Here is a 12,348-nt window from a genome sequence, read left to right on the forward strand (position 1 = left end):
CAGGCCCGATCGTTCATCCGCCGTTCGCCGCACCCGCTTACCCGTCGCCTCCGGAGACCGACCACCCAAAGCGATTGCCCCATCCGGCTCGACCGGCTAGTGTTATCCTTTGTTGAATATTGTGCGTCGGGACGAGGGAAGCGGAGGGGCATCGCGTGTTTCGGACGATCCTGCTGATCATCGCGGGCATCAGCCCCCTGCTGTCCCTAACCCCGCAGGAGTCTCTCGACGAGGGGCCGGCGATCACGGTCGAGGGCCGCTTCGCCGAGGAGGTCCGGCCGTTTTTGGAATCCTACTGCCTGGGATGCCACGGCGCCGATGCCCCCAAGGCAGGCCTCGACCTGAGTGGTTACGACTCGGCCGCCTCCGTGCTCGAAGACCTGGCCCTCTGGGAAATCGTCCTCGAACAGCTTGAAGCCGAGGCCATGCCCCCGCCTCGGGCCGAGGCTCACCCGACCACAACCGATCGGCATCGGGTCGTTGCCTGGATCGACGACTTGCGCCGCCTCGAAGCCGAGCGCAACGCGGGAGACCCCGGCCCCGTCCCCGCCCGACGCCTCAGTAACGCCGAGTACGACCACACGATCCGCGATCTGACCGGTGTCGATCTTCGGCCAACCCGCGCTTTCCCCGTCGATCCGGCCAACGAGGCCGGGTTCGACAACTCGGCCGAATCGCTCATGATGTCCCCCGCCCTGGTGAAGAAGTACCTCGACGCTGCCCGAGAGGTGGCCGATCACCTCGTTCTCACTCCAGACGGACTCGCTTTCGCCCCCCACCCGGTCATTGCCGATACCGACCGCGACAAGTACTCCGTCAACCGCATCATCGACTTCTACGCCCGTCACGACGTCGATCTGGCCGAGGTCTTCCTCGCCGCCTGGCACTACCGCCACCGCGAGGCCCTCGACCGAGCGGACGCCTCACTCTTGGAGATCGCGGCCGATCGGGGCGTCAGTCCCCGCTACCTCGAAACGGTCTGGAACCTGCTCAACGACCCATCCGAAGCCAAGTTCGGCCCCATCGTCGCACTCCAAGGCCTCTGGAATGAACTTCCCCCGCCCGAGGGAGCCGACCCGGAATCGGTGGCTCGCCCGGCCTGCGAGCGGCTTCGGGATGTCGTGGTTGATCTCCGCCGACAACTGACACCGGAGGTCGAGAACCTGACCGCCCGGGGCATCAGCAACGGCACCCAGCCCTTTGTCCTCTGGAAGAACCGGCAAATGGGCGCCAACCGGATGCGCTACGCTGGCGGCGCGTCCGAGTTGAACCTGGCGGGTCTCGATCCTGACAGCCCCGCCGCCCAGGCCCTCGCCGTTCCGGCCGACCCCGACGCCCTCGCCCGCTTCGAGGCCACCTTCGACCCGTTCTGCCGGGCCTTCCCCGATGCCTTCGTCGTCACCGAGCGGGCCAGGGTCTACCTCGATCCCGATCAGGATAAGAACAACACCGGGCGCCTCCTCTCGGCCGGCTTCCACAGCATGACCGGCTATTTCCGCGACGACCAACCCCTGTACGACCTGGTCCTTGACGACGCGCAACGGCAGGAACTCGACCGCCTCTGGACCGAGTTCAACCTCATCAGCGATCTGCCCATGCGGCAGTTCTCCAGCTATCTCTGGTACGAGCGGGCCGAGACCGGCTTCATGCGCGGCGACCCCGACTTCGACTTCGTCCGCGCCGAGGACCGCGACGCTGCCTCCGAGGCCAAGATGACCCGTCTGGCCGAGGTCTACCTCGCCAAGGCCCGGCGCATCGGTGCCGGCGACCAGGCGATCCAGGCCATCGAAGACCAGTTCGCCATCATCGCCGAGCAGATCCGCCACGTCGAACACGTCCGCGCCGAGGCCGAACCGCACCATGTCGCCGCCCTCGCCGACTTCGCCGAACGCGCCTACCGCCGCCGCCTCTCGACCGCCGAACGCGACGGGGTGGCCGCCTTCTACCAAGGCCTCCGCGACGAGGACGGTCTGGACCATGAAGACGCCGTCCGCGACACGGTGGTCAGCATTCTCATGTCTCCCCACGTCCTCTACCGCGTGGACCTGCCGCTTGAGGAAGGCTCGGGCATCCAGCCCCTCTCCCCGAACGACCTTGCCAGCCGCCTCAGCTATTTCCTCTGGGCGAGCATGCCCGACGACGAACTCATGAGCCTGGCCGATTCGGGAGCGTTGCAGGACCCCGACGTCCTTGCCGCTCAGGCCCGCCGGATGCTCCGCGATCCTCGCGTCCGCGGCCTGGCAACCGAATTCGCCGGCAACTGGCTCGACTTCCGCCGCTTCGAGGCGCACAACAGCGTCGATCGCTCCCGCTTCCCGGCCTTCGACGACGAGCTGCGGCGGGCGATGTTCGAGGAGCCGATCCGCCTGTTCCTCGACCTCGTCCAGCACGACCGCCCGGTCGACGAGCTGCTCGCCGGCACCCGAACGTTCGTCAACCCCCCCCTCGCCCGCCACTACGGCATCCCCGAGCCCGAGGGCGGCCCCGACACCTGGGTCGAGATCGCCGACGCCACCCCCTTCGGTCGCGGCGGACTCTTGCCGATGGCCGTCTTCCTCACCCAGAACTCCCCCGGCCTTCGGACCAGTCCCGTCAAACGCGGATACTGGGTCGTCCGCCGCCTGCTCGGCGAGCACATTCCCCCCCCTCCCCCCGACGTGCCCGACCTGCCCGACGACGAGGCCGATCTCGGTGCCTTGACCCTCCGCGAGGCCCTCGCCCGCCATCGGGCCGACCCGGCCTGTGCCGTCTGCCACGACCGCTTCGACGGCATCGGTGTCGCCTTCGAAGGCTTCGGGCCGGTCGGTGAACTTCGGACGGTTGATCTCGGCGGCCGACCTGTCGAAACCGAGGCCGAATTCCCACGCGGCGGCCAGGGAACCGGGGTCGAAGGGTTGCGGGCCTACCTCGAACAGGCACGCCGGGACGAGTTCGTCGAGAACCTCTGCCGAAAGCTGCTCGCCTACGCCCTCGGCCGAACCTTGATCCCCTCCGACGACGCCACGATTCAAAACATGCAGGCCCGTCTCTCGGCCGAAGGCGGGCGGTTCAGCGCCCTGGTCGAGGCCATCGTTCTCAGCCCCCAGTTCCGGAACACGCGCGTCGAGCGCGATCTCGCGGAGTGAAGCCGATGAAGCGACCTTCGAACCCGGCGGCCGACTCGAATCCAGGCGATCGCCTCTCGACCTCCCGGCGCATGTTCCTCCGGGGGGCCGGCGTGACAATGGCCCTCCCCTGGCTCGAATCGATCCCCGCCTGGGGGGCCGCCGCCTCCGGCGAGATCGCGCCCAGCCCAAAGCGGTTCGCCGCCATGTTCATGGGTTGCGGCGTGAACCCCGATCAGTGGTGGGCGAAGCAGTCCGGCTCCGAGATCGAGCTGGGGCCGTCGCTCGAACCGCTCTCGGACGTGAAATCCAAGATTAACGTCATCAACGGTCTCTTTAATCAGCATGCCCTCGGCGTCGGCATCCATCCCGGCCAGACCGGCAACATCCTCTCCGGCGCCGCCCTCCAGCGCGGGGCCGAACTGAAGGGGGGCATCAGTGTCGATCAGATGCTTGCCCGCCACCTGGGCGAGGACACGATCCAGCCGAGCATCGTCCTGGGCTGCGAGCAGCCGATCACCGGCTACCACGAGACGAACTTCTCGATGGCCTACAGCTCGCACATCTCCTGGCAGAGTGCGACCTCTCCGGTCCCGATGGAGGTCTACCCCTCCCTCGCCTTCGACAGCCTGTTCGACAACCGCGGCAGCCTCCGCAACCGAAGCATCCTCGACCGCGTCCGCGAGGAAGCCGCCACCTTGAGCCGCCGCGTCAGCGTGGCCGACCGCGCAAAGCTCGACGAGTATCTCACCAGCGTCCGCGACGTCGAGCAGCGGGCCGCCGCCATGCGTGCCTCGAAGCTCGCCGCCGACGAACGTGCCCAGGGCGGCGACCGCCCCACGCTCGCCATGCCCCGGCCCGATAACGGTCTGCCCGAGGACATCCGCGAGCACATGCGCCTGATGTGCGACCTCATCGCCCTCGGCTTCCAGACCGACAAGACCCGGATTGCCTCGCTTCTGCTTTGTCGAGACATCTCGGGCCTCTTTTATCCGTTCCTCGACGTCAGCGCCGCCCACCACGGGGCCTCGCACGACGATACCTCCGAAGCTTACGGGCGGGTCACGCAGTTCTACGTCAGCCAGCTTGCCTACCTCGCTTCGCGGCTCGACGCCATGCCCGAAGGCGAAGGGACCGTGCTCGACCACTCCTGCCTCCTGTTCATCAACAGCCTCTGGTCGGGCACCCAGCACGACGCCCGCAAGGTGCCGGTCGTCCTCGCCGGTGGCCTCGGCGGCACCCTTCAGACCGGCCGCGTGCTCGACTACTCCGACCGATCCGACGACGACCGCCGCCTCTGCTCCCTCTACCTCGGCATCATGGACCGCTTGGGCGTCGAGCTTGACTCCTTCGGCGACGCCGACGAACGCCTGGCGAACCTTTGAGATGCGGGCTGGATCTCTCTTGGCCGGAGATGCCCTTGCGTCGTCATCCCCGGCCCGTTGGGAGTGCGGTGTCAGCGAGCCAAAGGCAATGAGCTGATGAGTATTCGGATGATTCGTATCAGCAGTTCCACTTTCCTTGTCTTGATGATTTGCGGGGCCATCGATGGGGGGCCCTCGGCTCGGGCAGACGACGTCTACCTGACCCGGATCAAGCCCTTGCTCCGGGAGCGTTGCTACTCCTGCCACGGCGCCCTGAAGCAAGAAGCCGGGTTGCGGCTCGACACGGTCGATTTGATGGTCCAGGGTGGCGACGCCGGCCCCGTGGTCGTTTCGGGCAGCGCCGACGAGAGCGAGCTGCTGGCCCGAGTCTCGACCGACGACCCCTTCGACCGCATGCCTCCCGAACACGAGGGGGAGCTGTTCACCGACGAGCAGGTGAGCTTGCTCCGCGACTGGATTCTCGCCGGGGCCCCTGCCCCTCCGGACGAAGCCCCCGAGCGCGACCCCGCCGAGCACTGGGCCTTCCAGGCGATCGTTCGACCTCCCGTCCCCGAGGTCGAAGGGGCGACCAACCCGATTGATGCGTTCATCGCCTGGAAGCACGATGACCTTGGACTGGTTCCCCAGGGAGAGGCCGACCGTCTGCTCCTGCTCCGTCGCCTCTCGATCGACCTGATCGGCCTGCCGCCGACCCTGGAGGAAATCACCGAAGCACAGAGCGACCCCTCGCCCGAGTGGTACGATCGCACCGTCGATCGCCTGCTCAACGACCCTCGCCACGGCGAGCGCTGGGCGCGGCACTGGATGGACATCTGGCGATACAGTGATTGGTGGGGGCTGGGCGAGCAGTTGCGCAACAGCCAGCCGCACATCTGGCACTGGCGCGACTGGATCGTCGAGTCCCTCAACGCCGACCTGCCGTACGACGAGATGGTCCGGTCGATGCTCGCCGCCGACGAGCTGTACCCGAACGACCTCGACCGCCTGCGGGCCTCGGGCTTCCTCGCACGCAACTACTTCCTGTTCAATCGGCATCAGTGGATGGATGAGACGGTTGAGCATGTGTCGAAAGCCTTCCTTGGCCTGACCACGAACTGTGCCAAGTGCCACGACCACAAGTACGACCCCATCTCGCAGGCCGACTATTACCGCTTGCGGGCCTTCTTCGAACCGTATCACGTGCGGCTCGATGTCCTGCCGGGCGAGGCAGACCTTGCCCACGACGGCATTCCGCGTGCCTTCGATGGGCTCCTGGAGGCACCCACCTATCGGTTCATCCGGGGCGAGGAGAGCAACCCCGACACCTCCACCCCCCTCTCCCCGAACCTGCCCGAGGTCTTGCGGTTCAAGCCCTTGGAGATCGAGCCCGTGGATCTGCCGGTCGAGGCCTGGCAGCCGGAGCGCCGACCCTGGGTGGCCGAGGCCTACCGCCTCGCTGCCCTTGAAACCCTGAAGACCGCCGAGGACCGCCTAGCGACCGCTCGGGCCTCGTTCGACGCCTCGCGCCAGGACGACTCGGGGGCGGCCGAAGCCTCCCCTGGCGATCCCTCGACCCCCGACTCGGCTTCTGAGGAGGCTCGCCTTGCCCTCCTCCTGGCCGAACGAAATCGGGATGCGGCCGAGGCCGAGTTGCGGAGCGTCGAGCTGCGGATCGGGGCCTTGCAGGTGTCCTGGGAACGGGACAATCGGGCCGAAGCCGAGGGGGACGAGGCTGCCGCCCTGGCCGAGCAGGCCCTCGCCTCAGCTCGCGAGGCCGCTCGGGCCGAACGCGAGGCGAAGGCCGCTCAGGCCCGGCTCGCTCTGGCCGAGGCCGAGCTGCGCCTGGCTCGCGCCGCCGAGACCGATCGAGACGCCGCCGGCAAGGCGGTGGAGACGGCCCGCGCGGCCCTCGACGAGGCCATCAAGGCAACCGAGGAACCGGGCGACCAGTTCACCCCGTTGATCGGGGCACGCTGGACCCCCACGCGGTTCCTGAACTCGGGCCAGGACGATCCAACCATTGCCTTCCCGCCCCAGAGTACCGGCCGTCGCAAGGCCCTGGGGGATTGGATCACCGACCCTCGCAATCCCTTGACGGCTCGGGTGGCCGTCAACCATGTCTGGACCCGGCACTTCGGCACGCCGCTTGTGCCGACCGTCTTCGACTTCGGTCGCAACGGCCAGCCGCCGACCCATCCGGATCTGCTCGACTGGCTGGCCGCTGAGTTGATTGACCATGATTGGAGTCTCAAGCATCTTCATCGGTTGATTGTACAGTCAGCGGCCTACCGGCGTTCGTCTTCGATGACTGATGCGGAGGAGAACCTTGCGATTGACCCCGACAACCGATTCCTCTGGCGTCGGACCCCGATCCGGATCGAGTCTCAGGTGGTCCGTGATACGGTCCTGAGCCTGGCAGGCACGCTCGATCCAAGCCTCGGAGGCACCCCGGTTCCGAGGGCCGATCAGGACGAGTCGAGCCGCCGCAGCCTCTACTTTGTCCACTCGAACAACGAGCGGAATCTGTTCTTGACCATGTTCGATGAGGCGCTCGTCAAGGAATGCTACCGGAGGCAACAAAGCATCGTCCCGCAGCAGGCTCTTGCACTCAGCAACAGTCGCCTGGTTCTGGATGCGTCTCCCCTGATCAGCGCTCGGATCATCGAGGCCATCACCGTGAAGGGACACCAGGCCGACGAGGACGGGGCATTCCTCCGCCTGGCTTTCATGATGGTCCTGGGAAGCGAGCCGAGCCCTGCCGAAGCTGCCGCGAGTCTGCGAGCGATCGACGAATGGAAGAACCTCTCCGAGGAATCAAATCAACAAAACTCTGGTGCGTTTGCACGTGATCAGTTGATCTGGGTGCTCCTAAATCATAATGACTTCGTGACCCTTCGCTGAACGCCTTCGGCGGCCGAACCGCCATTGGGATACTGAGAGATGATTCACTTGCCTCAGCGCTCAGGACGGCTCGCGGCTTCGGGGCTCTCGGTGCCGTCGCGGAGGACATTCCTCTCAGGCTTCGCCTCGCTTGCGGTCGGAGCCATGTTGCACCGCGACGGTGTGGCTCGCGATGGTGCTTGGGCACCTCCTGATGGGAAACCGCACTTCCCGCCGAAGGCCAGGAGCGTGATCTGGCTGTTCATGAACGGCGGAGTCAGTCACATGGAGAGCTTCGATCCGAAGCCGATGCTGACCCGCTACGGCGGCAAGACGATTGCCGAGACGCCGTTCGCCGATGCGCAGGACCCGGAGAAACTGGCCCTCGAACGCCTGGTCGTGCCCGACGGGAACGGGAACCAGAGAAACACGCTTTACCCCCTTCAGATCGGCTTTCGCAAACACGGCGAGAGTGGGATCGAGATCAGTAACTGGTTCCCTCACATCGCCCGGCACGTGGATCGGCTCGCCATCATCCGATCCATGTGGACGACCGACAGCAACCACGGCGCCCAGACGCAATTCCACTCGGGCCGGCACATGAACGACGGCGACTTCCCGAATCTTGGGGCCTGGGTCCACTACGGGCTGGGTTCGCTCAACGACAACTTGCCGCAGTACATTTCCATCGGCAATCGTGAATACTGGAACCTGAAGGATGGACACTACCTCGGACCGGCTCACGACGCCGTCCCCTTGCGGGTCGACCCGGACAACCCGCTCGATTTCGGCCGACCGCAACGCCCAATCTCAGACCCGGCCCGATTAGTCGGCATTGACTTGCTCAATCAGCTTCATGCGGAGCGGATGTCGGAATCGCCTTACGATGCAGCCATCGCCGCTCGGGTGGCTTCGTACGAGCTGGCCTTCCGAATGCAGCAGTCGGTGCCCGAGGCGGTCGACTTCTCGCAGGAGTCGGACGAAACAAAGGCCCTTTATGGGCTCGACCTGCCGCACTGCCGCGACTTCGGCATGCAGATGCTGGCGGCCCGTCGGCTGGTTGAGCGCGGGGTCCGGTTCATCCAGGTCCAGCACGGGGCTGGAGGGGCTGGACGCTGGGACGCCCACGGGGGCCTTCGGGCGAACCACGAGCAGAACGCTCTGGCGGTCGATCGCCCAATCGGCGGCCTGATCGAAGACCTGAGCCGGCGCGGGCTTCTCGATGAAACCCTGGTCGTGTTCGCCACCGAGTTCGGCCGCACACCCGGCTCCCAGGGGTCCGACGGCCGCGACCACCACATCTTCGGCTTCAGTGTCTGGATGGCCGGTGGCGGCATCAAGGGGGGTATCGTACACGGCGCCACCGACGAGATTGGCTTCCACGCCGTCGAAGACCGCCACTACGTCACCGACATTCACGCCACCATCCTCAAACAACTGGGCCTCGACTCTAGGAAACTGGAGCTGCCCGGACGCAAGCGGTTGGAGATCGATCATGGATCCCCGATCGACGCCATACTTGCATAAACGTTCACAAAAAAAACAATTTATCGATGCGAATTATAAACGGGGACCTCGCTTCTGAAACCGAAGTCTGGGCGGAATCGTATGCCCCTTCTCTTGGAGATCTGAGCAAAGGTTCGGTAATCGACGATCTCTTGATCAGGTGAGGTGCCTGATTGAGATGAATTAGCGTTAGCCGCCTGTTGGAGAAGTCAAGGGGCGATCGCATTGAAGAGATGATTTATCGAGTACTGATTGGTGATCGAGGCGGAGCGGCGACAGATGTGCTCCGCTTGGGAGTGTCCGACGAGGACGCGAAGAGGCAGAGCGAATGATCGACATTCGTCGTCCTAAATGGTTTTCTCGGGAGCATCGAACTGTCATGACACTCAACGTAGATCGGGCTTGCGTCGGGTTTCTCGCGATGGTTGTGTGGCTTGGGTTGATCATGGGTGAGAGTGCGCCGGCATCGGCGCAGGAGCCGAGTGAACACCGGGTGGCGGCGGTTGTAACCGAGTATCGGCACAATTCTCATGCCGATGTGATCGTAAGTCGATTGCTGTTGACGGACATGCTCGATGGTACGGGCAAGGATTCACCCTTGACACTGGCCTCGCTTTACACCGATCAGCGGCCGGCGAACGACATCAGCCGGTTGCTCGCGGCGTCACATCGATTTCCGATTGCTCTGACGATTGAAGAAGCGTTGACGTTGGAAACGGAGAACCTTGCGGTCGATGGTGTCCTACTCATCGCCGAGCATGGGGACTATCCCTTCTCTGAGACGGGGAATCACCAGTATCCCAAGCGTCGTTTCTGGAACGAGACGCTGGAGGTCTTCCGCAAAAGCGGTCGGGTGGTGCCGGTCTTTATCGACAAGCACCTGTCGGACAACTGGGAGGATGCCTCATTCATTTATGAAACAGCCCGTGAGTTGAAGATTCCGCTGATGGCTGGTTCGTCGGTTCCGGGAACCTGGCGACATCCTCCGGCCGATGTGGATCGAGGGGCGAAGATTACAGAAATTGTGGCCTTCACCTATGGTTCGACCGATGCCTATGGATTTCATGCGCTGGAGGCGGTGCAATCGCTAGCCGAGCAGCGTGCGGGGGGTGAGACAGGCGTTCGAACGGTGCAGTGTCTCCGCGGGGAGGCGGTCTGGCAGGCCCTGGATGAGGGGAAGTGCGATCGCGAGCTGTTCGAGGCAGCCTTGCGACGGGTCCCAGCCTACCAGGACGGAACGACGATTTCCCGAGAGGCAGTGCGCGACCCGAAGTTAATGATCGTGCAATACGAAGACGGCTTACGTGTCTTCGTCTTCGAGCTCAACGGCGCGGTGGCCAACTGGACCGCCGCCTGGCGGTACGAGAAAGATCAAACGATCGAATCGACGCTCTTTTGGACCCAGGAGGCGCGGCCGGCCGCACATTTCACACTCTTGCTCAACGGCATCGAGGCCATGATGCTCACCGGAAAGCCCTCGTGGCCCGTCGAGCGGACCCTGTTGACCAGTGGAACACTCGACGCCCTGCTCTTGTCGTTGACCAAGGGGGGTGAGCAAATTGCCACTCCGTACCTGGACGTAAGTTACCAGCCGACCTGGCGATGGCAAGAGCCCCCACCCCCACCTCAAGGCCGGCCGTGGAACGAACAGTAAATGCTGATACTTCATTCAGCCCATTCGATTGCGCCGGGGCATAGGTCGATTGTGGTTCGACCTTGCGTTGGAACCCGCACCCGGCCTTTGGCCCCCCCTGACCTGAATGCCGTGAAACGATGTGCAAAGGCCCCAATACTGGGAGACAAGAGGGCGACTCGATTGTGAGGCAAGACGCCCGGGGACTCTCGACGCTCTCTTGCGACTGCATTGTCAATCGCGCTGAGGACGGTTGTTGCCGTACGACCAGGGTTTCCCCGTGAACGGCGGACGCCGAGGGGGCTCCGGGGTAATGCCTGGGGTGTGTTGTTGGATCAAGGCGAGACCGGCATCGCGCATCTGAGTTCCCGCCGTGATTTCGAGGTTACTGTAGCTGGTCAATCGCGTTTCGTACCCGCCGCCGTTCGGGCCGAAGGCGGCTTCATCGGGAACATAGCCGACGCAACCATTGGCCAGCGAAACGGGAAACGTAAATGGAAAGGCGCTCGCCGCCTTGATGTCCAGGCCAAGCTGACAGAAATACTCGGCCGGGGTTGTGACGAAGACGGCTGGACCAACCTGCACGGCTTGCACCTCAACCTCGGCGGTCGGCTCGGCTTGAAGTAAAGCATCGAGCATGACGGTCTCCTTGGCAAAGGTCCACTCCGTCGGATCGACCTCCGAGCGCTCGCGGGCGAGGATGTCGAGGCTTTCTCGGACGCGATCAGCAGAAGGTGCGCGTCGATCAATGTTCCAGACCTTCAGGCTTGCTTCGACCGGAACCAGCGTACCCGGCTCCATACTCAACAACACCTTGACCGCCTCGGCCCCAACGCGACCACCGACCTGTTGTGCCCAGCGCTGGCCGCTCGGATACACATAAGGACTTTGGTTATTCACCTGGGTAATATCGGCCGAAGCCCCTGCCAGGAACACGACTACGGCATCCTTCCCATAATAACCCTGAATCACCTTTTCAAGATAGTAAATGTAGTTTGCTGAAATACCTCCCGGACTGGTTGTGGCGTGGCACGCGAAGTTGACGATGCAGCCGAGTAATCGGTCGGGGTTCTCGGCATCCCAGGCTCCCACCACGCCGACCTCTGGATCGACAGGGCCGGCGGGTTCAACGATGTCGGGATTCCCCAGACCCGGATGAGTCACGGTACGCCCATCATTCATCACGAAGCGTCTGTTATAGGCAACCTGATCCTCGATCCCCGAGCCGACCCCTCCCTTCGCCCCAATCCGTTGGTCGTTTGCCTCGCAAATTGCGTCGATCAGCGCCTGTTCGGTTTCTTCAAGATATACAGGATTGACACAGGTGGAGTGTTCATAAGCAAGCTCCTGTACGTTTGGTGGAGCATGGTCATATTCATCAGGCATGATCCAGACGATTGGACCGGACGAATGTGAATGAGAGGCACCAATGAGGATCGACTCTCCAGGAATCCCGGTTCGCTCCTCGACTGCCTGCCGAACTTTCTGCACCGTCTCTCGACGGATCCCCAGCGCATCGACGCCCACGATCGCCACGCGAGACTGCCCATCGTCAAAGACCGCCGCGCGGACCTTACAAGGATCGTGAAGCGATCGGTGATAAGATTTCCCATAGCCTCCGGGTGCTTCCATCCCGATCTCAGGAGTGATGTCTCGTACGGCGAACCCTGCCTTAAAGACAGGATCAACAGCGTTTGGCTCATCGTCGGCCTGTGTCTTGCTGGTCGCCGAAAGCAAACAGAGGGTCAGCCCAATCGAGCAAACGAAGCGAATCATGTCGAAAACCTTGCACGAGAGTGCGTGTGAAAGTTCTGAGACGAGCGATCCTGGGCCAATCGGCCCACGATCGTCTACCGCGCTG

At 63.9% G+C, this 12,348-nt stretch carries 6 protein-coding genes; 5 read left to right on the top strand and 1 reads right to left on the bottom strand.

Features of this window, described 5'->3' with window-relative positions; all coding sequences use genetic code 11:
• The first annotated feature begins 155 nt into the window (after nucleotides 1-155).
• The 5 genes from HG800_RS07810 to HG800_RS07830 all read left to right on the top strand — a co-directional run bounded on the left by HG800_RS07810 (nucleotide 156) and on the right by HG800_RS07830 (nucleotide 10,508).
• On the top strand, nucleotides 156-3,125 hold the full coding sequence (locus tag HG800_RS07810) for a DUF1592 domain-containing protein (RefSeq protein ID WP_169975531.1): 2,970 nt from the start codon (nucleotides 156-158) through the stop codon (nucleotides 3,123-3,125).
• A gap of 5 nt (nucleotides 3,126-3,130) precedes the next feature.
• The gene (locus tag HG800_RS07815; RefSeq protein WP_206352174.1) at nucleotides 3,131-4,489 is read left to right on the top strand and encodes a DUF1552 domain-containing protein; all 1,359 of its coding nucleotides are present in this window, start codon (nucleotides 3,131-3,133) and stop codon (nucleotides 4,487-4,489) included.
• A 108-nt stretch (nucleotides 4,490-4,597) separates the two neighbouring features.
• Nucleotides 4,598-7,369 carry a PSD1 and planctomycete cytochrome C domain-containing protein gene (locus HG800_RS07820; RefSeq protein WP_169975533.1) on the top strand — a complete coding sequence of 924 codons (2,772 nt, stop codon included), beginning with the start codon at nucleotides 4,598-4,600 and terminating at the stop codon, nucleotides 7,367-7,369.
• Between the two features lie 39 nt (nucleotides 7,370-7,408).
• The gene (locus HG800_RS07825) at nucleotides 7,409-8,875 is read left to right on the top strand and encodes a DUF1501 domain-containing protein (RefSeq protein ID WP_169975535.1); all 1,467 of its coding nucleotides are present in this window, start codon (nucleotides 7,409-7,411) and stop codon (nucleotides 8,873-8,875) included.
• Nucleotides 8,876-9,233: 358 nt separating this feature from the next.
• Nucleotides 9,234-10,508 (top strand): hypothetical protein, encoded by a 1,275-nt coding sequence (locus HG800_RS07830; protein ID WP_169975537.1) that lies wholly within the window; start codon nucleotides 9,234-9,236, stop codon nucleotides 10,506-10,508.
• 213 nt (nucleotides 10,509-10,721) lie between these two features.
• Here the strand turns inward: HG800_RS07830 and HG800_RS07835 are convergent, their stop codons facing one another.
• Entirely contained in the window at nucleotides 10,722-12,263 is a 1,542-nt protein-coding gene (locus HG800_RS07835; protein WP_169975539.1) for a hypothetical protein, read from the bottom strand.
• Nucleotides 12,264-12,348 lie beyond the last annotated feature (85 nt).

The sequence above is a fragment of the Tautonia rosea genome, from assembly GCF_012958305.1.
In the GTDB taxonomy this organism is placed as follows: Bacteria; Planctomycetota; Planctomycetia; order Isosphaerales; family Isosphaeraceae; genus Tautonia; species Tautonia rosea.

Bases quoted from the DNA above. Each gene is read 5' to 3' on its own strand.
- HG800_RS07815 (WP_206352174.1), top strand. From the start codon at position 3,131: ATGAAGCGACCTTCGAACCCGGCGGCCGACTCGAATCCAGGCGATCGC.
- HG800_RS07820 (WP_169975533.1), top strand. From the start codon at position 4,598: ATGATTCGTATCAGCAGTTCCACTTTCCTTGTCTTGATGATTTGCGGG.
- HG800_RS07825 (WP_169975535.1), top strand. From the start codon at position 7,409: ATGATTCACTTGCCTCAGCGCTCAGGACGGCTCGCGGCTTCGGGGCTC.
- HG800_RS07830 (WP_169975537.1), top strand. From the start codon at position 9,234: ATGACACTCAACGTAGATCGGGCTTGCGTCGGGTTTCTCGCGATGGTT.
- HG800_RS07835 (WP_169975539.1), bottom strand. From the start codon at position 12,263: ATGATTCGCTTCGTTTGCTCGATTGGGCTGACCCTCTGTTTGCTTTCG.